The 26,657-nt window shown below is 70.6% G+C and carries 30 protein-coding genes and 1 tRNA gene; 13 read left to right on the top strand and 18 right to left on the bottom strand.

Features of this window, described 5'->3' with window-relative positions:
- Positions 1–90: 90 nt before the first annotated feature.
- The 4 genes from CK500_RS03205 to CK500_RS03220 are packed head-to-tail and all read right to left on the bottom strand — an operon-like array spanning position 91 to position 3,611.
- Positions 91–1,212, bottom strand: a complete 1,122-nt coding sequence (locus tag CK500_RS03205) for a pyridoxal phosphate-dependent aminotransferase (protein ID WP_095635813.1) — start codon at positions 1,210–1,212, stop codon at positions 91–93.
- Positions 1,213–1,237: 25 nt separating this feature from the next.
- Complete coding sequence (locus CK500_RS03210; protein WP_233138705.1) at positions 1,238–2,404, bottom strand: transcriptional regulator TbsP domain-containing protein; 1,167 nt, start codon at positions 2,402–2,404, stop codon at positions 1,238–1,240.
- Positions 2,405–2,449: 45 nt separating this feature from the next.
- Positions 2,450–3,190 (bottom strand): methyltransferase domain-containing protein, encoded by a 741-nt coding sequence (locus CK500_RS03215; protein WP_095635814.1) that lies wholly within the window; start codon positions 3,188–3,190, stop codon positions 2,450–2,452.
- 10 nt (positions 3,191–3,200) lie between these two features.
- A complete protein-coding gene (locus tag CK500_RS03220; protein WP_095635815.1) occupies positions 3,201–3,611 on the bottom strand; it encodes a nascent polypeptide-associated complex protein in 411 nt (136 codons plus the stop codon).
- 149 nt (positions 3,612–3,760) lie between these two features.
- Here CK500_RS03220 and CK500_RS03225 point away from each other — a divergent pair, with 149 nt between their 5' ends.
- A complete protein-coding gene (locus CK500_RS03225) occupies positions 3,761–4,534 on the top strand; it encodes a creatininase family protein (protein ID WP_095635816.1) in 774 nt (257 codons plus the stop codon).
- A gap of 21 nt (positions 4,535–4,555) precedes the next feature.
- On the opposite strand, the gene CK500_RS03230 is transcribed toward CK500_RS03225, so the two are convergent.
- Both CK500_RS03230 and folP read right to left on the bottom strand, forming a co-directional pair.
- Entirely contained in the window at positions 4,556–5,263 is a 708-nt protein-coding gene (locus tag CK500_RS03230; protein WP_095635817.1) for a 6-hydroxymethylpterin diphosphokinase MptE-like protein, read from the bottom strand.
- A 174-nt stretch (positions 5,264–5,437) separates the two neighbouring features.
- Positions 5,438–6,664, bottom strand: coding sequence for a dihydropteroate synthase (gene folP, locus CK500_RS03235; RefSeq protein WP_095635818.1), 1,227 nt, complete (start codon positions 6,662–6,664; stop codon positions 5,438–5,440).
- Positions 6,665–6,837: 173 nt separating this feature from the next.
- Between folP and CK500_RS03240 the strand changes: the two genes are divergently transcribed.
- Positions 6,838–7,068 carry a hypothetical protein gene (locus CK500_RS03240; RefSeq protein ID WP_095635819.1) on the top strand — a complete coding sequence of 77 codons (231 nt, stop codon included), beginning with the start codon at positions 6,838–6,840 and terminating at the stop codon, positions 7,066–7,068.
- 6 nt (positions 7,069–7,074) lie between these two features.
- On the opposite strand, the gene CK500_RS03245 is transcribed toward CK500_RS03240, so the two are convergent.
- Positions 7,075–7,674: a DUF192 domain-containing protein gene (locus CK500_RS03245; protein ID WP_095635820.1), complete on the bottom strand. Its 600-nt coding sequence runs from the start codon at positions 7,672–7,674 to the stop codon at positions 7,075–7,077.
- A gap of 96 nt (positions 7,675–7,770) precedes the next feature.
- On the opposite strand from CK500_RS03245, the gene CK500_RS03250 reads away from it, so the two are divergent.
- The 4 genes from CK500_RS03250 (at position 7,771) to CK500_RS03265 (ending at position 10,293) form a co-directional block, all read left to right on the top strand.
- Complete coding sequence (locus tag CK500_RS03250; protein ID WP_095635821.1) at positions 7,771–8,355, top strand: hypothetical protein; 585 nt, start codon at positions 7,771–7,773, stop codon at positions 8,353–8,355.
- Entirely contained in the window at positions 8,352–9,194 is an 843-nt protein-coding gene (locus CK500_RS03255; protein ID WP_095635822.1) for an RNA methyltransferase, read from the top strand. The genes CK500_RS03250 and CK500_RS03255 overlap by 4 nt, the downstream gene beginning before the upstream one ends.
- A gap of 107 nt (positions 9,195–9,301) precedes the next feature.
- Positions 9,302–9,943 carry an AzlC family ABC transporter permease gene (locus CK500_RS03260; RefSeq protein ID WP_233138850.1) on the top strand — a complete coding sequence of 214 codons (642 nt, stop codon included), beginning with the start codon at positions 9,302–9,304 and terminating at the stop codon, positions 9,941–9,943.
- Positions 9,940–10,293 (top strand): AzlD domain-containing protein, encoded by a 354-nt coding sequence (locus CK500_RS03265; protein WP_095635824.1) that lies wholly within the window; start codon positions 9,940–9,942, stop codon positions 10,291–10,293. The genes CK500_RS03260 and CK500_RS03265 overlap by 4 nt, the downstream gene beginning before the upstream one ends.
- A 106-nt stretch (positions 10,294–10,399) precedes the next feature.
- Here the strand turns inward: CK500_RS03265 and CK500_RS03270 are convergent, their stop codons facing one another.
- From CK500_RS03270 to pyrB, 4 genes are all read right to left on the bottom strand, one after another.
- On the bottom strand, positions 10,400–10,702 hold the full coding sequence (locus CK500_RS03270; RefSeq protein WP_095635825.1) for a hypothetical protein: 303 nt from the start codon (positions 10,700–10,702) through the stop codon (positions 10,400–10,402).
- A gap of 441 nt (positions 10,703–11,143) precedes the next feature.
- On the bottom strand, positions 11,144–12,004 hold the full coding sequence (locus CK500_RS03275) for a glycoside hydrolase family 10 protein (protein ID WP_095635826.1): 861 nt from the start codon (positions 12,002–12,004) through the stop codon (positions 11,144–11,146).
- A 355-nt stretch (positions 12,005–12,359) separates the two neighbouring features.
- Positions 12,360–12,818, bottom strand: coding sequence for an aspartate carbamoyltransferase regulatory subunit (gene pyrI / locus CK500_RS03280; RefSeq protein ID WP_050026268.1), 459 nt, complete (start codon positions 12,816–12,818; stop codon positions 12,360–12,362).
- Entirely contained in the window at positions 12,815–13,756 is a 942-nt protein-coding gene (gene pyrB / locus CK500_RS03285; RefSeq protein ID WP_095635827.1) for an aspartate carbamoyltransferase, read from the bottom strand. Before pyrB ends, pyrI begins: the two co-directional genes overlap by 4 nt.
- A 188-nt stretch (positions 13,757–13,944) precedes the next feature.
- On the opposite strand from pyrB, the gene CK500_RS03290 reads away from it, so the two are divergent.
- Positions 13,945–14,262, top strand: coding sequence for an ASCH domain-containing protein (locus CK500_RS03290; RefSeq protein ID WP_095635828.1), 318 nt, complete (start codon positions 13,945–13,947; stop codon positions 14,260–14,262).
- 22 nt (positions 14,263–14,284) lie between these two features.
- Here CK500_RS03290 and CK500_RS03295 read toward each other — a convergent pair whose 3' ends face one another.
- On the bottom strand, positions 14,285–15,037 hold the full coding sequence (locus CK500_RS03295) for a DUF2797 domain-containing protein (protein ID WP_095635829.1): 753 nt from the start codon (positions 15,035–15,037) through the stop codon (positions 14,285–14,287).
- A gap of 114 nt (positions 15,038–15,151) precedes the next feature.
- On the opposite strand from CK500_RS03295, the gene CK500_RS03300 reads away from it, so the two are divergent.
- On the top strand, positions 15,152–15,574 hold the full coding sequence (locus CK500_RS03300; protein WP_095635830.1) for a BsuPI-related putative proteinase inhibitor: 423 nt from the start codon (positions 15,152–15,154) through the stop codon (positions 15,572–15,574).
- Positions 15,571–15,897 carry a hypothetical protein gene (locus tag CK500_RS03305; RefSeq protein WP_198951490.1) on the top strand — a complete coding sequence of 109 codons (327 nt, stop codon included), beginning with the start codon at positions 15,571–15,573 and terminating at the stop codon, positions 15,895–15,897. Before CK500_RS03300 ends, CK500_RS03305 begins: the two co-directional genes overlap by 4 nt.
- A gap of 22 nt (positions 15,898–15,919) precedes the next feature.
- Here the strand turns inward: CK500_RS03305 and menD are convergent, their stop codons facing one another.
- The 4 genes from menD to CK500_RS03325 form a co-directional block, all read right to left on the bottom strand.
- Complete coding sequence (gene menD / locus CK500_RS03310; RefSeq protein ID WP_095635831.1) at positions 15,920–17,830, bottom strand: 2-succinyl-5-enolpyruvyl-6-hydroxy-3-cyclohexene-1-carboxylic-acid synthase; 1,911 nt, start codon at positions 17,828–17,830, stop codon at positions 15,920–15,922.
- Positions 17,831–17,890: 60 nt separating this feature from the next.
- A complete protein-coding gene (locus CK500_RS03315; RefSeq protein WP_095635832.1) occupies positions 17,891–18,847 on the bottom strand; it encodes a DUF1028 domain-containing protein in 957 nt (318 codons plus the stop codon).
- Between the two features lie 183 nt (positions 18,848–19,030).
- Positions 19,031–20,152 carry a TrmB family transcriptional regulator sugar-binding domain-containing protein gene (locus tag CK500_RS03320; RefSeq protein ID WP_095635833.1) on the bottom strand — a complete coding sequence of 374 codons (1,122 nt, stop codon included), beginning with the start codon at positions 20,150–20,152 and terminating at the stop codon, positions 19,031–19,033.
- A 99-nt stretch (positions 20,153–20,251) separates the two neighbouring features.
- Positions 20,252–21,607, bottom strand: coding sequence for a sulfatase family protein (locus CK500_RS03325; RefSeq protein WP_095635834.1), 1,356 nt, complete (start codon positions 21,605–21,607; stop codon positions 20,252–20,254).
- 195 nt (positions 21,608–21,802) lie between these two features.
- Between CK500_RS03325 and CK500_RS03330 the strand changes: the two genes are divergently transcribed.
- Together CK500_RS03330 and CK500_RS03335 are read left to right on the top strand one after the other, a co-directional pair.
- A complete protein-coding gene (locus tag CK500_RS03330) occupies positions 21,803–23,068 on the top strand; it encodes an ABC transporter substrate-binding protein (protein WP_095636240.1) in 1,266 nt (421 codons plus the stop codon).
- Positions 23,069–23,070: 2 nt separating this feature from the next.
- Positions 23,071–23,385, top strand: a complete 315-nt coding sequence (locus tag CK500_RS03335) for a hypothetical protein (protein WP_095635835.1) — start codon at positions 23,071–23,073, stop codon at positions 23,383–23,385.
- A 333-nt stretch (positions 23,386–23,718) separates the two neighbouring features.
- On the opposite strand, the gene CK500_RS03340 is transcribed toward CK500_RS03335, so the two are convergent.
- Together CK500_RS03340 and CK500_RS03345 are read right to left on the bottom strand one after the other, a co-directional pair.
- Positions 23,719–24,765 carry an enolase-like domain-containing protein gene (locus CK500_RS03340; RefSeq protein WP_095635836.1) on the bottom strand — a complete coding sequence of 349 codons (1,047 nt, stop codon included), beginning with the start codon at positions 24,763–24,765 and terminating at the stop codon, positions 23,719–23,721.
- Between the two features lie 58 nt (positions 24,766–24,823).
- A complete protein-coding gene (locus CK500_RS03345; protein WP_095635837.1) occupies positions 24,824–25,534 on the bottom strand; it encodes a DUF1405 domain-containing protein in 711 nt (236 codons plus the stop codon).
- 134 nt (positions 25,535–25,668) lie between these two features.
- Between CK500_RS03345 and CK500_RS03350 the strand changes: the two genes are divergently transcribed.
- Complete coding sequence (locus CK500_RS03350; RefSeq protein WP_095635838.1) at positions 25,669–26,328, top strand: FxsA family protein; 660 nt, start codon at positions 25,669–25,671, stop codon at positions 26,326–26,328.
- A 132-nt stretch (positions 26,329–26,460) separates the two neighbouring features.
- Positions 26,461–26,534: transfer RNA gene (locus tag CK500_RS03355), tRNA-Ile, on the top strand.
- Positions 26,535–26,657 lie beyond the last annotated feature (123 nt).

The raw sequence follows: 26,657 nt of genomic DNA on the forward strand, positions 1-26,657 counted from the left end.
GCCTCGGTACTCCGCCGGCGGCAGTATAACTTGCGGAAACCTCCTGCGACCGGGTAATGCTCCCCGGTTATCGTTTGGCAGAAATTGACACTACTTCGCCGCCTCGTAGGCCTCGGCCATCACGTCGAGCGCCTCTCGGAGTTCGCTCTCGTCGGTCGCGTACGAGATCCGAGCGTGGCCGCGCCCGCCCTCGCCGAACGCCTCGCCGGGCACGACGACGACGCCGCGGTCCAGGCACTCGTCGACGAACCCCTCGGGCACCCGCGGCATCGCGTAGAAGGCCCCCTGCGGCGTCGGGCAGTCGATCCCGATGTCGTCGAACCCCTCCAAGAGGAGGTCGCGCCGGCGCTCGAAGGAGGCGGTCATCTCGTCGACGACCCCGCGGTCGCCCCGCAGCGCGGCCTCGGCGGCGTACTGGGCGGGCGCCGACGCGCAGGCCTGCGCGTACTGGTGGACCCGCAGCATGCGGTCGACGCGCTCTTCGGAGCCGTACACCCAGCCGAGCCGCCAGCCCGTCATCGAGAACAGCTTCGAGGCGGAGTTGACCACGACGACGCTGTCGGTCTCGGCGAACTCCATCGGCGAGTGGTGGTCCCCGTCGAAGACGGTGTACTCGTACACCTCGTCCGAGACGCAGAGCACGTCGTGCTCGTCGGCGATCCGCGCGAACTCGCGCACGTCCGCCTCGGTGGAGACCGCGCCGGTGGGATTGCCGGGGGAGTTCACCACGAACGCCGCGGTGTCGTCGGTGATCGCCGCCTCGATCGCGGCCGGGTCGATCGTGAGGTCGTCCCGCAGCGGGACCGGGACCGGCTCCGCGCCCGTCAGCTTCGTCAGCGCGTCGTAGGAGACGAACCCGGGGTCGGGGATCAACACCTCGTCGCCCGCGTCGACGTGCGCCTCTAGGGCGACGTGGAGCGCCTCGCTGCCCCCCGCGGTGGCGATCACGTTGCCGGGGTCGAGGTCGACCCCCTGGTCAGTCCGGTGCTTCTCGGCGATCGCCTCGCGCAGCGACCGGGTCCCCTTGTTCTCGGTGTAGGCGTCCGCCTTCCCGGCCTCGATGGCGTCGACCGCCGCCCGCCGCGCGTGGTCCGGCGTCGGGAAGTCGGGCTGTCCGAGCCCGAGGTTGATCGCGTCGTCGCCGGCCGCCTCGAACACCTCGCGGATCCCGCTGATGGAGATCCGCTCGACTCTGTCGGAGAAGTTCGGCATGTCCGTTCGGGGGCGCCGCCGGGAGTTAGTTCTTGTCACGTCGCGTCCGCTCCCACACCGGTCGCCGCCCGTCGCGTCCGGTGGGATCCCGGACCCGTCCGTCCTCGTCGACCGGGAGCGAAAACCGTCCGCGGAGCACGCTGAGGACCTCTTCCGGCGTGGCGCGGAGCAGCGCGTCGTCGACCGCGCGGAGCCGGAGCTGCGGCCGGCCGTTCCCGGCCGGCACCTTGATCGCCTCGATCAGCCCGCGCCGCACGAGCGCGCGCCGGTCCGCGGTGAGCTCCTGGCCCGCGGCGATGCCGACGCCTTCGTCGCCCTCGTCGCCGATCCACCGCCTGAGGTCCCACAGCAGGTGGTCGTGTCGCGCCGCCAGCGCGACGAGGAGCGTCCGATCGGTGACCTCGCCGGTCCGCCCGACCGCGCCGTACGGGAGCGCGTCGAGCGCCGCCGCCAGGTCGTCGGCGAACCGATCGTCGAGCGTCTCGCGAGCGCCGGCGACCAGCCGGCTCCGCGCCGGCATCCCGACGCTCGCGGGGGTCGCCGCCGCGAACCGTTCGCCCACCGCCCGGGCGGCGGACCCCACTCGCTCCGGCGCCGCTTCGCCGACGAGCGTCCGGTTCCCCGCCGGGCCGGCGACCGCGTCGACGCGGTCTTGGGACGCGAACAGGGTCCGTCCGGGGTCGACCTCGCCGGCGGTCGCCTCGAGCTCCCTGCCCGTTTCGTGCCCGCCGTCCGCCCCGAGCCCGCCGTCCGCCCCGAGCCCGCCGCCCGTCCGAAGCTCGATCGCTCCCGCCGCGGCCGCCTCGGCGACCGCGGTGCCGAGGACGAGCGCTCGACCGAGCGCGTCGACGACGCCCGGCCGGCAGGCCACCCGCCACGGTGCGTCGTCCTCGGTCCGGTCTCGCGCGGCGAGTATCGGGGGAAGCAGCGCGAGCGGGACGCCGACGGCGACGACCGCGGACCGACCGGCGAGCGCCGACTCGACCGCGTCCGCGAGCGCCTCGTCGGCTTCGGCGAGCGCGACGGCGACTTCGGAGGGGTCGTCGCTAAGGGCGTCTTTGCGGTCGTCGCCGGGGTCGCCGGGGTCGCCGGGGTCGTCACCAGAGCCGTTGCTATGGCCGCCGCCGTCGGTGATTGCGCGGTCGCCGCCGTCGGAGAGGGCGTCGCCGTCGCCGGCCGTCGGTGGGACCATACGCTCCGTGGCGGCGGAATCGGAAAGAACGTTGCGGCGGTCCGGCTACGGCGCCCGGCCGAACACCAGGTACCCGGTGTGGCCGACGCCCGCGGTGGAGGGGCGGGAGCCGCGGTCGGAGAAGTCCATCTCCCGCTGGATCGTCTCGAGGGTCTCGACGCCCTCGAAGCCGGCCTCGCGCGCGGCGAGGGCGGCCTCGCGGGTCCCCTCGACGAACGGCGAGTAGACGGCGAGGTGCCCGCCGGACGCGAGCAGGTCGTCCGCGCGCTCGACGACCGCCGGGGCGTCGCCCGTGTCGAGCGTCAACACGTCGAAGGACTCCTCGTCGGCGAGCGCGTCCAGCTCCTCGGTGAGGTCGCCGGTGTGGACCTCGACGCGGTCCGCCACGCCGGCGGTCGCCATGTTCCCGCGGGCGACCTCGGCGAAGTCGGGGTCGACCTCGTAGGTGGTCACGTCGGCGCCGGCGCGGCCGAGGTACGCCGCGAGGATCCCGGTCCCCGTGCCGGCGTCGAGCACGCGGTCGCCGCCGGACGCGCCGGTGTGGCCCATCACGAGCCCCACATCGCGGGGTATCATCGGGGCGCCGGTGCGTTCGAGGTGGTTGAACAGGTCGGGGCCGCGGAGCTCGCGGACATCGAAGACGGTGCCGAGGTGCGTCTCGACGGTGTCGCCGCCCTCAACGTCCTCGGGGACCTCCAGCACGCCGAGGTCGGTGCCGAACTCCTCGCCCGGCTCCAGCAGGTACTCCCGGTCCTCGTGGACCAGCAGGTACGCGGCGTCCGTCACGCCGGATCAGTCACTCCAGCTCCGCGATGGCGGCCGCGAGGTCGCCGTCGGCGTCCTCCAAGGCCTCGCGGGCCCGCGACTGCGGCACCTCGGCGCGCTCCGCGACGAGCGCCACGTCCTCGTCGGGGATGCCGGCGTCGTCCGCGTCGTCCTCGATCGCCGCCGCGCCCGAGTCGCCCTCGACCGCCGAGGCGCTCCCGCCGGCGCCGGCGTCGGCGACCGCGTCGGGAGAGCCCACGATCTGGTAGGTCTCCTGGCCCTGGGCGTCCATCTTGGTCACCTGGGCGCCGTCGAAGACGAGGTCGTCGCCGTCGGCCGTCTCGATGACGACCCGCTCGGCGTCGAGCTCCTCGACGTCGATCCCCATCTGTTTCATCATCTGTTTCATCTTTCGCGGGTTCATGCCGCCGCCTCCGAACATACGCCGGAATTCGGCGGGACGACACAAAAAGGGTGGCGACACGAAACGGCGGGGTCGCTCGGGATTTCTCACTCGGGGTCGGATCCGGTGCTCCCGGCGAACGCGACCGAGAAAGCGGGTTTCATACGTCCCCGAACCGGAGGTCGGGTATGTATCTCGCCGACCACACGTGGCCGGAGATCGGGGCGGCGCTATCGGACGAGTCCGTCGCGCTCGTCCCCCTCGGCTCCACCGAACAGCACGGTCCCCACCTGCCGTTAGCGACCGACCACCTGATCGCCGAGGCGCTCGCGACCGCGGCCGCCGAGGAGACGGACGCCGTCCGGACGCCCACGGTCACCGTCGGCGTCAGCCCGCACCACCGGCAGTTCCCGGGGACGATGTGGGTCGATCCGCCGGAGTTCCGCGACTACGTCGAGTCGTTCACCCGGAACCTCGCGTACCACGGGATCGACCGGGTCGTGTTCGTGAACGCGCACGGCGGCAACGTCCAGCACCTCCGGGAGGTCGGGCGCCGGCTCCACGAGGACGAGACGGCGTACGCGATCGAGTGGATGTGGGACGAGTCGATCCCGGAGCTCGTCGACGACCTCTTCGAGCACAACGGCCCCCACGCGGGCCCGAAGGAGACCGCGATGATCACCCACATCGCCCCGGAGCTCGTCCGTGAGGACCGGCTGGAGGACGCCCGCGACGACGGGCTCGTCCACCTCGACGAGTCGGACGCGGTGGTCCACGGCGCCCGGACCTACTACGACTCCATCGACAACTCCGCGAACGGGGCGTTCGGCGACCCGACCGACGTGACCGAGGAGAAGGCCGAGCGGCTGTTCGAGGCCGCGAGCGACCAGCTCGTCCAGCTGGTCGAGTGGCTCGACGCCCGCGACCGCGCGGAGCTGCTGCCGAAGGGCCGCGTGGAGTAGGTCGCGGCCCGCCGCCGCCGGTCACTCCTCGCACTCGCCGAGAACCGGATCGAGCGCGCCGTCGAGTTCCTCGCGGCGCCCGTCGAGCACGCCGAACCGCTCGTCGCGCCGGCGCTCCAGCCACCGCAACAGCCGCGCGGCCCAGTCGAGCTTCCGCGCCTTCATCGGCTCTACGTCCGGATCGTCGAAGTCCCAGCCGGGAAAGACGAGGCGCCCGGCGCCGACGTGGTCCGCGAGGAAGGCGGCGCGGTCGCCGTCGGTGAACCCGCCGAGGTTCCGGACCGGACCGACCGGCGCCGCCTGGGTCGTCGCGAGCGTCGCCCCGTCCGCGAACCGGGGGAGCCACTCGCGGACCGCGAGAAGGTTGTCGCCGTGCGCGTGGGCCGCGACCGGGACGCCCTCGCGCGTGAGCGCCGCCGCGGTCTCGGGGTTCTTGTCCAGGTCGGTCACCATGCAGTCGACGGCGACGCCCCGGTCTCGGAGGACGTCGGCGGCGGTGGAGGCGGCGACGACGACGTCGGCGTCGCGGGCGACCTCGACGTCCTCGGAGAGACGGGGAGCGGCGCCCGCGACCGCCACGGTCTCGCCGCGCCAGTCGCCGAGCCGGTCGAGGGGGAACGGCGTCGCGAGCTCGGCCGCCACGTCGCGGGCCCGCTCGTCGGCCGCCCGGTCGAAGCCGAAGTCGGCGAGGATCGCCTCGTAGACGGGTTCGAAGGTCTCGAAGTTCATCTCGAACCTCCAGCTACCGAGCGATCGACGGTACGGCCCGACCGCGACGCCGAACGGCGCGGCCGCTGGCGGGCTGGAATATGGTATGGGCCGGAGTGGCACAGAGTACCCCTACCCGCGTGCCCCTCCGGCGTCCACTGAACCGGTTGTCTACACGACGGCATAAACTTTCTCTTACCTCGGGGTGTCGGCGATCGGCTCCAGCGCGTCGCCGAGAGCGCCTGAAACGTCCGAGACCGCCGATCGAACCGCGGACAGTCCGGCCGGCGTTCCGACGAGGAGTCCGGACCCGCCGTCGCCGGCGCGGTCGGGCGCTCCGCCGTCGGTGGCGGAGGGCCGGGAGGCGGCCTCGGGGGCGTCGGAGCCGGCGAGCGCGAACGCCGCGGCGACGCCGGGCTCCGCGGTCGCCGCCCGGAGCGCGCCGACGGCCTCGTCGGTGAGTCCGCGGAGCTCGTAGGTGCGGGCGACGGCGTCGCCGGCGACGGACCGGTCGGCGGCGAGCCGGGCGAGGTGGCGCTCGGCCTCCCGGACGGTCGTCACGTCGAGCTCCTCGACCGTGGTGTCCCCCGCGTCGCGGCCCGAGCGGACCCGATCGCGGGCGAACTCGGCGCCGACCAGCGCCGCGTCGCGCGTCTCGGCCACGTCGTGGGTGCGGACCACGTGAGCGCCCCGTTCGACCGCCATCGAGGTGGCCGCGAGCGACACCGGAAGCGCCTCCTCGGTGGTCCGTCCCGCGATCGTCTTCAGGAAGCTCTTGCGGTTGATCGAGACGAGCAGCGGGCGGCCGTACCCGCGGAACTCCCGGAGCCGGCGGAACGTCTCGCGGTCGTCGGCGTGAGTCTTCTCGACCGACCAGCCGCCGAACGCCGGATCGAGGATCGTCTTGTCGGTGAACCCGTTCATCGAGAGCGCCTCGTAGATCTCGTCCACGTCCTCGATCGCCCCCGGCCGCTCCAAGTCGGACGGCGAGGCCATCTTCGAGACCGCGGCGTCGTGCTCGCGGCAGACCCGGGGCATCTCGGGGTCGGCGAACCCGCAGATGTCGTTGACCATGTCGAACCCCCGGGAGAGCGCCTCGTCGGCGACCTCGTGGTACCGGGTCTCGATCGACCAGACCGCGTCGCCCGAGGTCGACTCCAGCGTCTCGACCGCGGTGTCGAGTCGGTCGAGCTCCTGTTCCGCGGAGAGCACGTCCAAGTCCTTGTTGGCCGACTCGAGGCCGACGTCGACGATGTCCGCGCCCTCGCCGATCAGCTCCTCGTCCACGTACTCGGCCGCCTCGCCCGGGTCGTCGTACACGCTCGGGTCGTACGGCGACTCCGCGGAGACGTTGAGCACGCCCATGATACGGGGCGGGTGGTCGTCGCCGATCCCGAGCCCCGCGGCGTCCACATTTCGCATACGATTACCACGGGCGCGAGCGACATAAACTGGGTGAGTCCCCGACGTACTCGCCGGCGGATCGGCGCTCGACGGGCTCGGCGACACGCGTGAGGCGTGACGGATGTGGTAGTGTGAGACGTGACGGCAGGCTTCGCGCACGCGTTAACCCCGTCCGGCACCAAAAGGTGAAAATGACGACGAAAACTGAAGATCGGTTGCTCGGACTCGCGGTGGCGGCCATCCTCGCGACGCTCGGCGGCGAACTGCTCGGGAGTCAGCTCATCATCACGGCCGGCGTTGTCGCGTTCGTCCTCGCGCTCGCCGCGCTGTTCGGGGTTATGAGCGTCGTCCTCGCCGTGAGCGTCGCTCGAACGTCGGATCTGAATGCTCCCGATCCGACGGCCATCGAGAGCGCTCGATAAGCGCGGTCACAGGTCGAACGAAAGCGAGTCCCCGACTCCGACCCCGTTTCTGTCCGTCCACTCGTAGGGCACTTCGAGCACGTACTGGCCCGATCCGGGATACCGCTGCTCGCTCCCGTCCTCGTTCGGTCCGGGCTCCGGGGCGTTGTGGATCCGGGTGATCGTCCGGTCGGCGTCGACGTAGACGATGTCGATCCCGAATTCCATGTCTGGCATGATGAACGTCAGCGACTCTTGCGGGGAGTCGTAGACGAAGAGCATTCCGGCGTTCTCCGGGAGCGTCGGGGCGGCGCTGAGGCCGAGGACCCGCTTGTCTCGCGTGTCCGCGACCGCGGCCCGCACCGCGCCCACGTCGTCGCCCTCGGCGGTCCGAACCGCGACCGTGGTCGCGTCGTAGTCGGCGTATTCGCCGGCCGGCCAGTCGGTCGGGAGTTCGTCGGTGGCGGTGTCACGGTCGTCGGTGCCGGCATCGCCGCCGCCGTCGCCTCCCCCGTCCCCGGCGCTTTCGCCGCCGCCGTCGTCGGCCGTCGGAGCGCGCTCGCCGCAGCCCGCAAGCCCGCCGACCGACGCGGCGCCGACCGCAGCGAGGAGTCGTCGCCGTCGCATTGGCGCGACTACGCACTACGCCCGTATATGCCTCGCGAACGGGGCGCTCGTCCCCGGAAGGACGCGCTTTTATCCGCGACACGCGTAGCGTCGCACATGGCGAAAGTGAGCGTCGGCCTCCGCGGATGGCGGTTCGACGAGGAGGAGATCTTCACCGACGACGAGGAGCTGAAGCCCCTCGACGAGATTCCCGAGGAACCCCGGGAGCGTCTCGTCCGGCTCGTCGGCCTCGTCGAGGAGCCTTGCGACGTCTGTTACCTCGACTACGGCGAGAGCGAGATCCACCGGTGTAACCAGGCGGAGATCGTCTACGGCGAGCCCAACGGCGAGGTGCTGCTCTGCCCCGAACACGAGCGGGACCTGCTCTACTGGTTCCGCGAGGAGGGCGGCAGCGACCACGCGGGCTCGCTGGAGTTCGGCGACCGCTTCCACGAGTGGGTCGCCGCGGGCAACGAGGCCCCCGAGGGGTACGGGTCGGTCGAGCACGTCGAGGAGGACCCCGACGGGCTCCCGGACCTGCCGGACCAGCAGGACATTCAGGAGCGCGTCGAGCAGGACTTCGACGGCGACCGGATCGACATCCTCGAGCTCGCCGGCGAGAGCGACGACGGGGGAGACGAACTGAACGAGGACGACCTCGAGGACGTCGACCTCTCGACCGACTACCCGTCGAACCGATGAGCGGCGGAGCAGACGAGGCTGGCGACGACGCCGTGGATGCTGACGACGACGCCGACGCCGACCCGCGGACCGCCCGCGAGCCGGTCGTCGTCGTCGTCGAGCCGGAGACGCCCGGCAACGTCGGCACCATCGCCCGGGCGATGAAGAACTTCGGGCTGACGGACCTCAAGCTGGTCGATCCGCCGGAGCTGAAGGAGGACGGCGAGGCGTACGGCTTCGCGGGCCACGCCCGCGAGGACGTGCTCCCGAACGCCGACGAGGTCACCTTCGACGAGGTCGTCGCGAACTACCACACGGTCGGCACCACCGCGATCACCGGCGAGGACGACCGGAGCCACGAGCGGTTCCCGTTCAAGACGCCCGTCGAGCTCCGAGAGTCGCTGAAGACGGTCGACGCGCCGACCGCCATCGTCTTCGGCCGCGAGGGGCGCGGGCTCAACAACGAGGAGCTCTCGCGGCTCGACGAGGTCTGCTCGATCCCGGCCGACGACGACTACCCCGTGTTGAACCTCGGGCAGGCCGCCACGGTCCTCCTGTACGAGCTCCGGGAGCTCACCGTCGAGGAGACGCAGCTGCCCGACACCGAGGTCACGCGCGCCCCCGAGGGCGACCTCGAGCGGTTCCACGAGTTCTTCGGCGAGTTCCTGAAGGCCACCGGCCAGCGCGAGCACGTCCGCGAGAAGAACGCGCTGCTGATGCGCCGGCTGCTCGGCCGCGCGCATCCGACCGAGCGGGAGATCCACTCGCTGCTTGGCACCTTCCGGAAGGCCAACGCGAAGCTGGAACACGCAGATCACCTCGCGACGAAGTACGACGAGCCCGTCTACCCGCGAGAGTGACCGTGGACGGAGACCTCTTCGACGGCGACTCTTCGGACTCCGACGACGCCCCCGACACCGCCGACCCCTCCGACTCCACCGGCGACGTCTGGGCCGGGGTTCGAGACGTGTCGCCGCTGCTGCTCGGGATCGCCCCGTTCGCGCTGGTCGCGGGGATCGCCGCGGTCGACGCCGGGCTCGGGCTGGCCGAGGCGGTCGGGATGTCCCTGATCGTGTTCGCGGGCGCCTCGCAGCTCGCAGCGATCGACCTGATCGGGTCGGGCGCGCCGATCGCGGTCGTGGTCGGCACCGCGGTCGTGATCAACCTCCGCGTCGTGATGTACTCCGCCTCCATCGCGCCGCACTTCGCGGACTACGGTCGCCGGCTCCGCGCCGGACTCGCGTACGTGCTCACCGACCAGGCGTACGCGGTCGCGCTCGCGGAGTTCGAGTCGAACCCGGAGCGGAGCCGGTGGCGGTACTACCTCGGCGCGGGCGTCGCGCTCTGGGTCGTCTGGCAGATCGGAACGGTGGTCGGCGTCGTGGTCGGCGCCGGCGTCCCCGACGCGTGGGGGCTGACCTTCGCGGTCCCGCTGGTGTTCCTCGCGCTGCTCGTTCCCACGCTGAAGGACCGCCCGACCACCGCCGCGGGCGTCGGCGGCGGCGTCGTCTCGGTCGTCGCGGCCGGGGTCCCCCTGAACCTCGGGCTGATCGTCGGGGCCGTCTCCGGAATCGCGGTCGGCCTGCTGACGGAGGTGTTCGCCGAGTGACGGGGGCCCCGCTCGTGGGCGGCTCGCTCGACGTCTGGATCGCGATCGTTCTCATCGGGATCGCGACGTACGCCTTCCGGCTCTCCTTCATCCACCTGTTCGGCCGGATCGACGAGGTGCCCGCCCGGATCAAACGCCCCCTCCGCTACGTCCCGCCGGCCGTGCTCGCGGCGCTCGTGCTCCCCGATCTGGTGACGATCCGGCCCTCGGTCGCCGCGACGCTCGCCGACGAGCGATTGATCGCGGGCGCCGTCGCCGGCGCGATCGCGTGGCGCACGGAGGACGTGACGGCGACCATCGCGGGCGGGATGGTCACGCTGTGGCTGTTCCGGTTCGTCGTGTTCGCCTGAGCGCGACGACATCTCGGCTTTTCGGCTCCGCTGAAGCGCGATCATTCAGCTATATTTCTGCCTGAGATGGATGGACGCTGAAGAGTGCGTATTGAACGTAGCTCCCCTACCGTGGGCCAAGGATTACCTCGGGAGCGAAGATAGTGAGGCTGATTAGACCGAGCAACAGGAGAATCGCGGTGAGACGCAGTCCGCCCGCCATCCGTTGTCGTTCTGTCGAAAGGGACTCGGCGAATCCGGACAGAGCAAATCCGATTGCCATAATGAGCGAACTGATAGAAGAGCCATCGTGTATAATGTCGAAGTAGACGTAGATACTCAGCATAGCGAGTGAGCCAGCGAACATGACGAACGCGGTCGGTCTGCCGGAGGGTTCACTGAACACAACGTCTTCGATCCTGGAGGGCATGGACCAGCCAATTCACTTGATACTGTAAATAATCACGGTAAAATGAAAACGCTCAAGATGTGATTTCTCCGTGGCACGGAACAGTACGTCTCCCCCCCTTCGCTGACCGGCTGTTTCGGCCGGGAATCTCTCTGACCGAGCAGATCGGGACGGAGTCGTATCCGGCACGTCGGAGAACCGATCGACGAGCCGTCGGCTCTGGACTGTAGGATGACCGCCGCTACGGTGCGGACGTTGAAAGGTGGCCGCCCCACGCGAACGCGAGACGACCAGTGGTGTCGCACACCGGCGGCCGGTCGAGTGAACGTCGGCCGCTCCGGTACTTAAACCCTCGTTCGTGCGGCTCCGACCGGACCGACCCGTGAGTGCGGGTCATCCGGATGCGGGTCGATCCGGGAACGCGGGTCGATCCGGGAACGCGGGCCGATCCGAGAGCGCGGGTCACTCCGGCCGGTGGACCTCGCCCTCGCGCGTGTCCGCGTCCTTCCGGCGGAGCGCGGCGGCGGCGTTGTTGGCGTCGTAGCCGAAGAACACGTCTTTCGCGTACGTCTCCGCGACCTCCGCGGCGTGGATCAGGTCGTCGACGTCGACCTCCACCGCGTACAGCTCCAGCGAGAACGGCGTCTCCGGCGGCGCGCCGTGCACGTCGTAGTCGCCGCCCAGCCGCGAGCGGAACCCCCGGGCGATGGTCTCCAGCCAGTAGGTCGTCGCGTACTCGGTGTCGTACACGGGGACCACGAACTCGTCGACGTGCTCGGCGAGCCGGTCGAGGTCGAGCCCGGCCCGCGCCCGCAGGTGGCCGGGATAGGGGTCCGGATACAGCGTGAGCAGGAGTCGGCCCGGGACCCGGTCGGCGGCGTCGGCGACGAACCTGGAGATTACGTCGGCGCGCCAGTCCGCCCACTCGTCGCGGTCGCTCTCTTCGAACAGCCGCTCACACCGGTCGCAGCGACAGAACCCCTCCCTGGGGAACCCCACGTCGTCGAGGCGCACGTCCTCGTTCTCCGCGGCGCAGTCCTCGACGATCTCCAGTAACCCCTCGCGGTACTCCGAGTGGGTCGGACAGATATACGCCCAGTCGAAGTAGTCGCGGTCGCGGGTCGCCGGCTCGCCACGCTCGTCGACCGGGACGAGGTCGGGATTCTCGCTCGCCGCGGCGTTGTCGCCGAAACACGACACCATGTTCACGGCGTTCGGCAGGGGCGCGGCCGCCCGCCCCGTGACGTCTTTCACCTCGTAGAAGCCGAGGTCGAACGGCTCCATTTCGACCTCGTCGGCGTTGCGCGTGACGACCCCGTACATGGGCACCGCTACGGGACTGACGGGTAAAAACGGCGGGCATCCGCCCGCGTCGACGATCAGAAAACGGTTCCACGGGAGCGGTCGGGGACGGCCCGGCCGAAGGCCGGCGCGTCGGTTTCGCTATTCGACTTCGACCGGCTCCTTGTCGCCGGCGAACAGGAAGTACGCGAGGGCGACCAGCGACAGGACCAAGACGAGCTTCAGTTTCTTGCTCATGACTGATGTGTCGGGCGGCGGGCGCTAAAATCTACCGGAGCCCTCGTCGATCGCCGCCGCGGTCGCCGACCGGAGCGCAGTCGTGGTCGTCGGCCGATCCGACGGGAGCGCCCCCGCCACACGTCGATGTGGTCGCCCGTCACACGTCGATGTGATCGGCGATGTCCGCGCGCAGGATCGTCGAGCAGTAGTCGCAGCGGACGCCGTCGGCGACCACGTCGAACCGGGTGTCGACCGGCTCGTCGGCGTTCGTGATACAGTTGCGGTTCGGACACGAGAGCACGCCGGTCACGCTGTCGGGGCGGGTGACGCGGTTCTTCTCGACGACCTCGAAGTCGCGGACGATGTTAATCGTCGCCTCGGGCGCGATGAGCGAGAGCACGTCGACCTCCGACTGCGAGAGCTCCCGCTCTTCGACCTTCACGATGTCCTTGCGACCGAGCCGGTCCGAGGGGACGTTCATCCCGACGGAGACGCCGAACCCCTCGGAGCCGTCGATGCCGAGGATCGCGAGCACGTTGAGCGCCTGCCCGCCCTCGACGTGGTCGATCACGGTGCCGTCGCGGATCTTCGAGACGCGGAGCTCGTGTTCGCTCATCGGCCCACCTCCATTCCCTCGGCGGCCTCGGCGTTCTCCAGGAGGGTGTCGAGCAGCGCCATCCGCACCGGGACCCCGTTGTGCGCCTGCTCGAAGTAGGTCGCGTGGTCGGTCTCGTCGACGTCCGGCGCGATCTCGTCGACCCGCGGGAGCGGGTGCATCACGGTCAGATCGTCGGAGGCGGCTTCGAGCGTCTCGGCGTCGATCCGGTACTCGCCCGCGACGCGGTGGTACTCGTTCTCGTCCGGGAACCGCTCCTTCTGGATTCGGGTGACGTACAGCACGTCGAGCTCCTCCAAGACCGGGTCGAGCTCCTCGTGTTCGCGGATCTGCGCGCCGGTCTCGTGGAGGTCGAAGCGCACGGAGCGCGGGAGCCGGAGCGACTCCGGGCTGATGAAGTGCTGGTTCACGTCGAACTCCGTGAGCGCGGCCGCCAGCGAGTGGACGGTTCGACCGTACTTCAGGTCGCCCATGATCCCGATTGTGAGGTCGTCGAGCCCGTGATTCTCGCGGATCGTGTGGAGGTCGAGGAGGGTCTGAGAGGGGTGCTGGCCGGCGCCGTCGCCCGCGTTGACGACGGGGACCGAGACGTGCTCCGCGGCCAGCGTCGCGGCGCCCTCGCTCGGGTGGCGGAGCACCAGCGCGTCCGCGTAGCCTTCGATGACGCGGACGGTGTCGGTGAGCGACTCCCCCTTCGAGACCGACGAGGAGTCCACGTCCCCCATGTCGATGGTGTCGATCCCGAGGCGTTTGGCCGCGCTGTCGAAGCTCATCCGGGTGCGCGTGCTCGGCTCGAAAAAGCAGAGCGCGAGCACGCGTCCGGCGTGCCGGTCCGCATAGGCGTCGGGGTCGTCGGCGACCTCGCGGGCCCGGTCGAGCACCGCCTCGATGTCATCCCGCGAGAGCTGGGTCGCGGTGATGAGGTGGTCCTGACGCATCGTCGGAGAAGGGGACCGGCAGTATCTTGAATCCCTCGCCTCGGCCGCCGACGAGGGTGTTCACGTCCGTGGTGATCGCCGCGCTCGGCCGTTTCGAGATTCGCAGAACGCGGGGCGCGTCACCACGGATCGCGTCCCCTCGACCCACCGCCAGCGCTTATAAACCGATCCGCGCCCAACGATCGGACATGTCCGACACCGACCCGGCCGACTTGCTACCGAACGACCGCGTGAAACAGAGCGCGCTCGACGGCGACGTGACCCAGCTCCACCGCGGCAACCGCTACGGCGAGGAAGGCGACACCTTCGAGATCGACGGCGTGACATTCGAACTCACCGAGGTGACGGAGCGCACCCTCGGCGACATGACCGACGAGGACGCGAAACGGGAGGGGTCGCCGTCGCTTTCGGCGTACAAAGAGCGGATGGTCCGCGCGCACGGCGGGAGCTTCGACTGGGACGACGACGCCGACGTGGTGCGACACCGGTTCCGGCGGGTGGAGTGAGCCGTCCCGAAAGTTCCGGCTTTTACCCGCCGAACGCGCCCAGACTCGACTGCAGCTCGCGGTCGGGGACCTCCTCGGTGAGCTCGTAGCCGACCAGATCCCGGGCGTCGACCGCGTACGTCGACCCGTCGCGGTCGAGCACGAGCACGCGCCCCTTCCAGCCGCGCACCGTCCCCGCCGCCATCGTCTCCGCGACGGGCCGGTCGTCGAGGTCGAGGCCGTGATCGAACGCGAACCGCTCGATGGGGTCGAACCCCGCGAGGAGCGACTCCCACGTCGCATCGTCCACGTCCCGGCCGAACCCGGCGAGCTTCGTCGGGACGCGCACGCGGTCGACGAGGTCGTCGCGCTCGGCCAGCTCGGCCTCGATCTCCCTCGCGATCCGCCCGTCCGGATACGTCCGAATGTGCGCCGCCCGGTCGGCGCCCTGCTCGCGCAGCCGGGTCTCCAGCCGCCACAGCCGCGTGACGCCCACCTTCAACACGTCCGGCGCGAACGCGGCGAGGTACACCGCGTGCGCCTCGTGGCAGTCCATCTCGTCTTTCAGACAGGTGCCCGTACAGCGGGCGCAGACCCAGACGTGTCGGTGCGCGTCGCAGTAGGGGGCGTCGTCGGCGTCGCAGGCGACGTGCTCGCCGTCGTGGACCGTCCCGGCGCAGCGGCGGTCGCCGAGCCCGAAGGCGAGCTCCGTGCCGGGCGTCGCCTCGACGAACTCGACGGCGCCGCCGCTGGCGACCGAGAGCCCCTCGCCCGACTCGTAGCCGACGACCTGCACGCGCTCCCGTAGGGGGAGCCGCGACTTAGGCGCGTCGTCGCCGGAAGAGGGGGTTCTGAAACCCTCGGACGCTCGCCACGTGTGTTTAAGCCGATCCCCGCGAGACACACCGGCATGCTCGACGCCGCGCTCGCGATCGACACCGGCGACGACGGCGACGCCAGTGACGACGGCAACGTCAGCGACGCCGGCGGGATCGACCTCGTCCTGACGGTCCGAAACGGAGGCGACGCGCCCGAGACCCTGCGGTTCCGGACCGGCCAGCGCGCCGACTTCGCGGCCTATCGGATCGAGGGGGCGGAAGGGGAAGACGGGGACCGCGAAGAGTCCTCCCTCGACGACGACCCGGTCTGGCGGTACGGCACCGGCCGGATGTTCACGCAGGTGCTCGGAAGCGAGACGCTCGAACCGGGCGAGACGGCCACCTACGAGGCGACGTGGGGAGATCCGCCGCCGGGCCGCTACCGGATCGTCGGCGAGGTGACCGCGGAGGAGTGCGATCTGAGCGCGAGCACCGTCGCTCGGGTGAGTCCGTGAGCGCGTCCCAGTCCGCGGACGCCGAGGGCTCGGTCCGCGTACTGCCCCTGCTGGCGATGCTCGTCGGCGCCGCGCTCGGCGCGCTGGGGCTCCTGCTGCTTCCGGGGTCGCTACTGGGCGGCGTTCACGTCGCCGCGATCGGCGCCTCGCTGTTCCTCTCCGGCGCGGTCTCGACCCGACGGGTCGCGGCCCGGTTCGGTCTGTCGCCGGCGGACCAGCGCCGGTGGTCGCTGGCGTTCGCGACGCTCGCGGGGCTCCTCGCGCTCCTGTTCGTCGTGCTCAACTGGGCCACGTTCGAGGCCGGCGAGCCGATCGCGGAGTGAGCGGGATCGAAACGGGGTGACCTTAGGCGCCGCCGTCGCCGACGGATCCTCCGTGAACCGCGCGCTCGACCGCCGCTTCGAGGCGTTCGCGGGTGCGGTGGCTGGACTCGGCGTCGGTCCGGACCTCGATCAGGTGCGAGCCGTCCGCGTCGCGAGCCCGGGCGTACGCGTCGGCGAGGTCGCCGAGGGCGTCCGCGGCGGACTCGGCGGCGTCAGGTCGCGCGTCTATCCGCGCGTATTCGAGCCCGTGGAGGTCGGAAAGCGGCTCGAACGCGACGCCGTGCGGCGTCTTGAACGCCTCCGTGAACTCCGGTTCGAACGACTCGATCGGGAGCGCGTGGAAGATCCCGCCGCCGTCGTTGTTGATCAGCACGACCGTTACGTCGGCGTCGCAGCGCTCGACGGCGAGCAGGCCGTTGCTGTCGTGGTACAGCGCCAGGTCGCCGACGACGAGGGTGAGGTCGTCGGTCGTCGCCGAGCCGGCGCCGAGCGCGCTTGAGACGATCCCGTCGATGCCGGAGACGCCGCGGTTGCCGAGCGCGGTGACGCTCGTCGTCGTCGGGCCGACGAAGCGGTCGAGGTCGCGGACGGGCATCGAGTTGGAGACGAACAGCGTCGCGGGGTCGGGGAGCGCGTCGGCCACCGCGCGGAGCGCGTCGCCCTCGTGGAAGGGGACGGGCTCGTCGCCGTCGGAGGCGGTGGGAGCGTCGTCGCCCTCTCGGTCGTGGATCTCCCTCGCCGCTCGGTCGGCGTCCTCCCACTGCGCGCGCCAGTCGGGGTCGCTCCCGCCCCCGGGAACGAGCCGGGAGAGGCGGGCGCAGAGGCGGCTCGGCTCGGCGACCACGAGGTCGGTCGCCGCGAACTCGGCCTCGCGCCAGCGCCCGGCGGGGTCGACCTGGTACTGCTCGGCGCCCGTCTCGGCCAGGTACTTGCGGAGGCGCTTGGAGGTGGGCGACGCCCCGAGCCGGACGACGAGTTCGGGGTCGGCCCAGCCGGCGGCGGGGTTCGCGTCGCCGTCGTCTGCCTCCCCGGCGGATCCCTCCCCGACGGATCCCTCGCCGGCGACGGCGGCCGAGAGGTACGCGTCGTAGGCGCCGATCACGGGCGCGACCCGCGTGTGGCCGCCGAACCGCACGCCCGAGAGCGGGTCGGCGAGGACCGGGAACCCCGTCGCGTGCGACAGCGCCGTGACCGCCTCGGCGTCGAGCCCCGGCGGGTCCGCGGGGCCGGCGACGATCAGCCCGCGGTCGGTCGTCGCGAGCTCGTTGGCGAGCCGCTGGAGCTCCTCGTCGCCCGGCTCGGGGGATCCGGGCGTCACGTCCACGTAGGGGCCGTCGCGGCCGCTCTCGGCGACCGGGTCGAGGTCGGCGGGCACGTCACCCGAGACCGGCGTCGGCTCCAGCGGCTTCTTGAAGGGGACGTTGAGGTGGACCGGTCCCGGGTCGGCGCCCTCGGCGGTCCCGACGGCGCGGGCGACGGTGGTCCGGAGCGACCGGAGCGCGCGGTCATTCGGGGCGGGCTCGGGGAGGTCCTTGTAGAACCGGACGGCGTCGCCGTACAGCTTCTCTTGGTCGGCGGTCTGGTTCGCGCCCGAGTCGCGCAGCTCCGGCGGGCGGTCGGCCGTGAGCGCGAGCAGGGGGACGCGGGCCTCGCTCGCCTCCATCACGGCGGGGTGGTAGTTGGCGGCGGCGGTGCCGGAGGTGCAGATCAGCGGCGTCACCGTCCCGGTCCGGCGCGCCCGGCCCAGCGCGAAGTAGGCGGCCGAGCGCTCGTCGAGCTGGGAGAAGACGCGCAGGTCGTCGTTTCGCGCGGCGGCCATCGTCAGCGGCGTCGAGCGACTTCCGGGCGAGGCCACGACGGCGTCGACGCCCGCGGCGACGAGCTCGTCGACGAGGGCGCGCGCCCACAGCGTGTTCCGGTTCGGCGCGGTCATTGCGATCGTTTGGAGGTCGCGATTTAAATACTCCCGCGGGTCGGCCGCGGCGGATTCCGGCTACACCCGATCGAGCCGCGAGAGGCCGTGCCACACCGCGTCGACGAGGCGGTCCTCCCCTTCGCCCTCGGCGTCGGCCCAGCCGCGAGCGAGGGCGTCCTCGAGCACGGGGACCGGGTGGTTCTCGAAGTTGTTCATCCCGCGGAACGTCTCCAAGGCCTCGCGCTCGGGCTCGCCGAACGACTCGGGGTCGTCGCGTGCGGCGGCCTCGCCGCCGGCCTCCGCCTCGTCGAGGAACCCGAGGTCCGCGAGCGCGGCCGCCACCGCCGCGGCGGTCTCGCCGGTCAGCTCCCGGGTGTCGTCGGGCGCCTCGCGCTCCAGGAGAGTCACGTCGTACAGCTTGAACACCCGCTCTAACTCGTCGATCGGGGCGTCGTGGTCGTCGACGCGCACGTCGACCCACCGGTCGTTGCGCCCGTCGTACCCGCCCTCGGGCTTGGCGACGTACAGGGCCGCCGACTGCTCGCCGCGCTTGTCGCCGCCGGCCTCGTTGCCGGCATGGAGCGCCGCGATCAGCCGTTCCGGGAGCCCGCCGGCCGTCTCCTCGAACGCCTCGGCCATCGCGGTCAGCGTCTCGGCGTTCTCCAGGATGTTCCCCTGGACGGTGTAGTTCTCGCCCTGCAGGTCGCCCGCGTGGTCGTGACACTCGTCGCCGGTGAACGCGGCCACCGAGCCGTCGGCGCCGACGACGCCCACCTGTCGCGAGGGCGCCTCGTCGTCGGCGTCGGTGAGCTCGTCGACGACCGCGGCGGCGTCGCGACCCTCCCGCAGGAGGCCGAGCCCGTCGGGGCCGTAGGCGACGTTCGCGTAGCTCTGCGTCGCGATCGCGCCCGCGTCGGCGCTGACGAACGGCACGACGGCGCCGACGCCGACGAACTTCGACTGGACCGCGACGCCGACGGCGTCGGTCTCCGGGTCGCGCGCGGCGATCGAGAAGGTCGAGGGACGCGGATGCATACGAGTCTCGCCTCGGTCGCGGCGAGGATAAATCCGCCCGTAGCGGCGCGTCGCGCCGATTCCCGGTCGGGGTCGGCGGTGCCGGCCGTCACTTCCCGGTCGGGGTCGGCGCCCCCGGCCGTCACTTCCCGGTCGGGGTCGGCGGCCCCGGCCGTCACTTCTCGGTCGTTGGTTCGCCGGCCGTCACTCCGCCGGTTCGGGGCCGTCCGCGGGCGCCGCGTCCAGCACGCCGATCCGGTGCGCCTCCACGTCCTCGTAGGTCGCGCCCCACCCGCCGACGGACCGTCGGGTGTCCCCGTCGTCGACGACGATGGAGGCGGTCCCGGTCAGCGACATCACGCTCGGCTCGCGGTCGGCGTCGGCGTCGGCGCGGCCGTCGTCGACGCCGGTCTCGCCCTCGGCGTGCTCGGCGTCGACGACGGTACCGGAGAAGGTCACGGTCCGGTTGCTGTCGGTCTCGCGGCCCTCGATCTCGACGGCGAGGGGGTCGTCCCCGCGGAGCCGGTCGCGGTTCTCCAAGAGGAACTGACGGATGTCGGCGTACTGCTTCGGCGACCCCGCGTCGCTCTCGTAGACGACGGGCGAGGAGAGCCACGTGAAAAGCAGGAAGTGCCAGAAGAAGACGTACGTGAACGACCGGTTGCGTAAGATTAGCCCGTAATCCTCGATCGCGGCGGGGTTCGGAGCGAACGCGGTGCGTCGCAAGTCGGAGGTGAGCACGAACGGCGCGGGCCGCGAGAGGCTGTGCGCGACGCTCACGGCGCCCCGGTAGTCGTCCTCGTCGAGGGGGTCGTCGCCGTCGCGACGGAGGACCGTGACGTTGACCGTGACGCCGCGGTCGCGGGCGTCGGCGAGGTCGCTCCGCAGGGCCTCGAACTGGTCGCGGGTGAGCGTCGCGTGGACCTGGATGTCGGCGTCGCGGACGAAGGTGCGGGCCGCCTCGAGCACCGTGTCGAAGCGCTTGACGATGCTGACCGTCTGGGTGTCCAGCGTCGGGCGCTCGTAGCGCTCCTCGATCTCCGCGGCCGCCGACTCGAACGCGCTCGCGCGCTCGGTGAGCCCGGTGACGATCGTCTCCGGGTCGGTCGCGCGCGCCTGGAACGTCTCCTGTTCGTACAGCTCCACGTAGCCGAGGTCGTCGAGGTCGCGCAACACGTCGTAGATCCGGGCGTCCGGCACGTCGCTGGCCTGCGCGACCTCCGTCGCGGACGCGGTCCCCAGTTCCAGCAGCGTGACGTACGCGTTCGCCTGATAGTAAGAGAGATCCGCCGCCTGGAGCGTCTCCAGGAGTTCCTCGGTGTCCATGTCGATCTTTTGACTACCCGCGTGTATAAAAGACACCGAGACGGACCGGTCCGGGTCGGGCGGGCGTGACCGGAGCCGCCGACCGGCTCCGAAACGGGCTCACTCCACGTCAGGGTACGGGACCGGCCCTTCCAACAGCGGGTCGTCGGTCGCCGCCATCCACGACTCCAGCTCCTCGCGGAGCCGGTCGAGGGCGTCGGCGTGGGCGGGGTCGGGGTCGCTCGCCGCCGCCGCCGGCTCGAACGGCTTCTTGTCGGAGGCGAGGTTCTCCGACTCGTCGGGATCGGCCTCGAGGTCGTACAGCTCCTCGGTCGGGCGCTGCGGGACGTGGAACCGCTCGTGGACCTCGCGGCCGGAGGCGGTCGGCGCGACGTCCATCGGGACGAACACCTTCGGGAGCACCGAGAAGTTCCGGACGTACTTGTACCGCTCCGTCCGGATCGCGCGGATCGGGTTGTACCGGTCGTGCCAGGTCATCTCGGCGAAGATCCGGTCGCGCCCCTCGTGCGGCTCGCCCCGGAGCAGCGGCGCGAACGACTCCCCCGACGCCTCCGCCGGCGGGTCGACGCCGAGGAGATCGAGCATCGTCGGCGTGAAGTCGACGTTGGTGACCAGGGCGTCGTGGACGTCGCCGCCCTCGACCGAGCCCGGTTGGTGAACCAGGAGCGCGGTCTCGATCCCGGCGTCGTAGCAGGTGCCCTTCGCGCGCGGCATCGCGAGCCCGTGGTCGGTCGTGAACACGAACACCGTCTCCTCCGCCAGCCCGGCGTCGGCGAGTGACTCGCGGTACCGGCCCACCGCCGGGTCGAGGACCTCCGAGATGACCGCGTTCAGGTCGGCGGCGTCCTCGCGGACCCCGGGTTCGTCCGGGAGGTACGGGAAGTCACCGAGGTCGACCGCGTCGGGGTCGGCGCCGTCGTACGTCTCGTCCGGCAGGTACTCGCGCCGGAACGGGCGGTGCGGCTCCTCGATGCCGATCGAGACGAAGAACGGCTCGTCGGCGTCGGCGCGCTCCGCGAAGAAGTCGTCCACCACGTCCACGAGGTCGAGCGCGCGCTTTGTCCCGCTGTCGACGTAGTCGTAGCCGAGCCGCTCGGGCTCGTCGGGGACCTCGTGCTGGAACCCCAGGAGGGCCGTCTCGTACCCCGCCTTCCGGAGGTGTTTCGGGAGGGTCTCCCAGTCGTCGCCGAGCGACCATCCCATGTGCGCGAGCCCCATGACGCCGTTCTCGTGGGGGTAGTACCCGGTCATCATGCTGGACCGGCTCGGCGAGCACTGCGGGGCCGTACAGAAGCTGTTCGCCATCCGGGCGCCGTCGGCGGCGATCCGGTCGATGTTGGGCGTGTCGACGTCGGCGCCGTAACAGCCGAGGTGCTGGCCGAGGTCGTGACAGTGAACCAAGACGAGGTTCGGGCGGTGCGACGGGTCGGAGGCGGAGTCGGCTCCGGCTGCCATGTCCTCGATACTCCGGGATGAGCCAATAAAAAACCGTGATCGCGTTTCGGGACGGGGTCGGTTGTAGTTAGTAACTATAGCAGTAATTAATAAGCAAATTTGAAGTGAGTGGGCCGACAGGGTTGGAACGACATGTCCGATGATCGATCCTGTACTACGCGGCGGGACGTACTGAAGACGACCGGCACCGCGTCGGTGCTCGGGAGCGTTGCGCTCGCCGGCTGTTCCGGCGACGGCGGCGACGGCAGTGACGGTTCGGACGGTTCGGACGGGTCCGACGGCAGCGACGGCTCGGACGGGTCCGACGGAGGCAGCGGCGGGAGCCTCGAGATCACCGGCGTCTGGTCCGGCGGCGAACAGGAGTCGTTCAGCAAGGTGATGGACCACGTGGAGGAGTCGACCGGCACGAGCCTCGAGTACTTCCCGCGCGACACCGACAGCCTGCTCACCGGCACGCTGATGGACTACGAGTCCGGCGTCGCCTCCGCCGACATCGTCGTGATGCCCTCGCCCGCGCGGATCATTTCGGACGCGCAGAACGGGCACCTCGCGCCGGTCGGCGACGCCTGGGACGCGGAGAACTTCGCGGTCGACCCGTCGCGGGTGACCGTCGACGGCGAGGTGTACGCCGCGCCGTTCAAGATGGACCTCAAGCCCGGCTTCTGGTACCGGAAGTCGTTCTTCGACGAGCACGGCCTCTCCGAGCCGGAGAGCTGGGACGAGTTCATGACGCTGCTCGACGAGCTCGCGGCGATCGAGGGGGTCGACGCCCCGATCGCCTCCGGGAACGGGACCGGGTGGCCGCTCAGCGACCTCACCGAGGGCTTCTTCATGCGGCAGGACGACGGCGCCGCACTCCAGCAGGGCCTCATCGACGGCGACGCCTCCTTCACCGACGACCGGATCGCGACCGCCTTCGACGAGATCAAGACCCTCCACGAGGAGGGGTACTTCAGCCAGACGCGCGACTTCGGCGTCCAGTACGAGTACTTCTGGGACAACAGCCTCCCGCTGTACTTCATGGGCTCGTTCACGCCGGCCCAGGACGCGGTCCAGGACCCGTCCGACCTCGGCGTGTTCCGGCTCCCGGGCGTCGACGGCATCTCCTCGTCGGTCAACTGGTTCACCGTGCCGGCGTACTCGGACAACGTCGACGCGGCCCGCGAGGCGCTGAGCTCGTTCGTCTCCGCAGAGGGCCAGCAGGTGTGGGTCGAGGACGGCGGGTTCATCGCCTCCAACACCGAGGTGCCGGACGAGGCCTACGAGATCGAGGTCATGGCGAACCTGCCGGACCTCGCCGCCGAGGTGACGGTCGTGCCCGACCTCGACGACGCGCTCGGGAACCCGTTCCAAGAGGAGTTCTGGTCGGTGCTCAAAGGGCTGTGGGCCTCCCCGGACACGGCGACCGAGGACATCGTCAGCCCGCTCGACACCGCCCACCAGGAGACGCTGGATAACTGACGATGGAGTCGACGTCGACCGCGGACGACCGGGGCGACCGGGGCGACCGCCGCGGGGAGCTCGCCCGGATGTTCGACCCGGAGGAGATCCGGCGCCGGAACCTCGTCTCGCTCGGGATGGACGTGCTCATCCTCGCGACGACCGGCCTCCTCGTAATCCTGTTCACCAAGGGCCTGTGGCCGGCCGTCATCGGAGCGATCCCGATCGCGGCGCTCCTGTACTTCGGATGGGCCTCCTCGAAGGCGTTCTTCGTCGCGCAGGTGCTCGCGATCGGCGTGACGCTGCTCGCCACCGCGACCGGCGTGCTGCCGTACTGACACGAGGGGATTCGGGAGGTCACGTTTTCGTCCCGCCGATCGGACTCGCGTTTTGCTTGAGTCAGGCGCAACGGGTTTGCTTGGGTCAGGCACAGCCGTGCGTGATCGCGCGAGTGAGTCTCACACGGTGGTCGAGTGGTTGCTTATAAGTCGGATCGTCGCGGAGCCGGCGGGTGTTTATGAGCGGTCGTCGCCGTTGCTCACCCTCTTTTAAATACCCTCACGTGTCCACAGATCTGCACTACCGGCTCCCGCCATCACTCACCGCCGTTTCATGCACTGGGTGACGGGGCGTGGGACGCGATCTGTCGTGGAGATCGCCAAGGCCTCCGGCTAGAATTCGAGGCCGACGGCGTCGCGGTCGGGTCGGATCGGGCTCGTCGGGTACGGCGGCGACGCCTCGGGGTCGTTGAACGGCCGGGGGGCCACGTCGTTGGGCGCGCCGGGGTAGAAGAGCGCGGCGAGCGTCTGGATCGCGGTCCGACCGCTGGCGAGCTCGAACTGGCCGCCGCCGTACAGCTCGATCCCCCGTTCCTCGCAGTACGCGATCGTCTCGAACAGCGATTCGAGGGTGCCGAACCGGGAGGGCTTGATGTTGCACCACCCCGGCTCGACCGGGAGCAACTCGAGGCTCTCGACGCCGTCGATCGGGTAGTCGAAGGAGAGCCGGTCCGCCTGCGGCTCGACGAGCGGGCGCGTCTCGGGCGTGAACGCGGCGTCCTCGACGATCGCGGCCGGGAACGCGGCGAACACGTCGCGGTACAGCTCGGGGTCGGCCTCGACGTCGACGTCGGTGTCTTCGTACCAGCCCTTGAGGTCCAAAATGCGGACGGCGTCGGTCTCCCTGAGCGTCACGAACGCCTCCTCGGGCCAGTCGGGCGTCGGGTCGAGCTTGAACTCCAGGTCGTCGTCGAGCGCGAGCAGCTCCTCGACGCGGGCGGTCGTCGGCGGCTCTCCCAGCCGCGTCGAGACGACGAACCGGACCGGATCGGGGTCGATCCCGAGGTATTCGCCGAGCGACTCCCCGCGTTGCCGGAGCGCCAGGTCGAGCGCGGCGCTCTCGACTGCCCACCGGCGGTAGTTGCGGAAGTACTCCCGTTCGGGCGGCTTGTGCGCGAAGAGATCGATCTCGTCTAAACGGGCCGACAGCCCGTCGATCGTCCACTCCCCCTCGATGTCGATCGGGTCGGTCCCGACGAGCGCGGCGTGGTCCTCGGTCTCGTACGTCACGTCCTCGCCGCGGCCGATGACCCCGTCGCCGGTGAGACGGAACTCGGTGGTCGTCCGCTCGAACCCGCTGGTCGTTTTCCCGGTGTACCGGCGCCGGTCCACCGATTCGATCGTCACCGAGAGGTCCGCGATCCGCTCGTACGCGCTCATGGCGTCCCCGACGGTCCGCGGGGACTTAAACGGAGGACGCCGTCGACGGCGTCAGTGGTCAGGTCCGCTCCCCGGTTCGGAGCTGACACCGGAGCGTCGCGACCCGCGTCGCGAGCGCCCAGAACAGCGGGATCACGGTGAGCGCGACGGCGCCGGCGGCCGCGACCTGCAGCACGGTCGTCGTGAACCACGGCTCGGCGTCGGGATAGGGGATCGACGTGTGGGTCACCTCGCCGATCACGGGGATGAAGTAGTCCATCAGGAGGTCGACCGTGTACCACGCGGTCGCGACCCCCACCGCCTTCAGCGGGAAGTCCGTGATCCGGTGGAGCACGAACGCCTGCACGACCATCCCGAGGTGGCTCACGAAGAGGAACGCGTACATCGCGGGCCCCGAGTTCGCGAGGAACGCGGGGTAGAAGACGACGAGCACGTACGGGGTCCAGAGCCCGAGCTTGACGTTCCCGAAGAAGGCGAGCGCCGCGAGCGTGTCGCTCGACCGCCCGAGCGCCCACGCCGCGAGCGCGACCGCGATGAGGAGCGTCGCGCCCGGGCTGTCGGGGATGAAGGGCCACATCTCGACCGGGAGCTCGCGGAACTGGAACCGGTAGTACCAGAAGCCGAACGCGGTGCCGAGGAGGTTGACGGCGACGATCACCCAGACGAGCCGGAAGGCGACGTCTTCCAGCGCCTTCGGAAGCGGGGCGAGCCACCGCGGCAGCGACTCGCGGTCCGGGGGATCGCGGCCGAGCGCGCCGACGATGTCCATACGGTCGGCTCGGACCGCCCGGTCAAAGCCGTGGCGGTCGCGGATCGGTAACGGCGGGGGACGGTGGGGCGAAGGAGAAACGGCGGGAGTCCGGGACGAAAAGGGCTATGGGTCCCCGGCGGGAAGGCGACGGTATGCGCCCGCGAACGCTGCTCGCGCTGCTCCTCGTCGTCCCCCTCGTGGACGCGCTGTTCCTGATCGTCGTCGCGACGCGTCTCGGGTGGGCGGTCACCGTCGCGCTCGTCGTGTTGACGGCCGTTCTCGGGATGCTCCTCCTCCGCGCCGAGGGGCGCGCGACGCTCGCGCGGGTCCAGCGCAAACTGGCCCGCGGCGAGCCCCCGACCGACGAACTGCTCGACGGCGGCCTGTTGATCGCCGCCGGCGCGTTCCTGCTCACGCCGGGGCTCGTCACCGACGCGGTCGGGTTCCTGCTCGCGCTCCCGCTCTCACGGGTTCCGATCCGCATGGCCCTCAAGAAGTACGTGGTGATCCCGTACCTCGACAGCGAGACCGGCGGGTTCACGACCGGCAACGTCTACATCGGCGGGTTCCCCGGCGGCGACGGTGACGGCGCCGGCGGCGGATTCACGATGGGCGGCGGCGCCGGATTCGGCGGCGGGAACTGGGACTTCGGCGGCGGCGACTTCGATCAGGGCGATTTCGGCGACGAGTTCGACGGCGGGAACGCCGGCGGTGACGCCGACGGCGACCGCTTCGACGATCCGGACCACGCGGACGACGTCGTCGACGTGGACTTCACGGTTGAGGACGACGAGTCGGAGCGGACCGACTGAGGCGCGCCTTCTGCGGGCGTTCTCCCTCCCCGTGAGCCGTTTCCGGCGCGATCTGAAACCGACCGCCTGCGGGCGATTCGCGAAAGGAAACCCTTAAAATCCTACCAGCGCAACGAACGAATGCGCTCACCTGGGCCAATAGCTCAGTCAGGTTGAGCGCTCGGCTGATAACCGGGAGGTCCACGGTTCAAATCCGTGTTGGCCCACCTACTGCGCGTCCGGTCTTCGACCGGGCGGGATTGGTGGGCTGGGACTCCCCAGCCACCCAATTTCGGTATTCTAACACTCCTGAGATGAGAGTGCAAAATCAGAGGACGTATCGCAGTTTT

Source organism: Halorubrum salipaludis (assembly GCF_002286985.1).
GTDB lineage: Archaea > Halobacteriota > Halobacteria > Halobacteriales > Haloferacaceae > Halorubrum > Halorubrum salipaludis.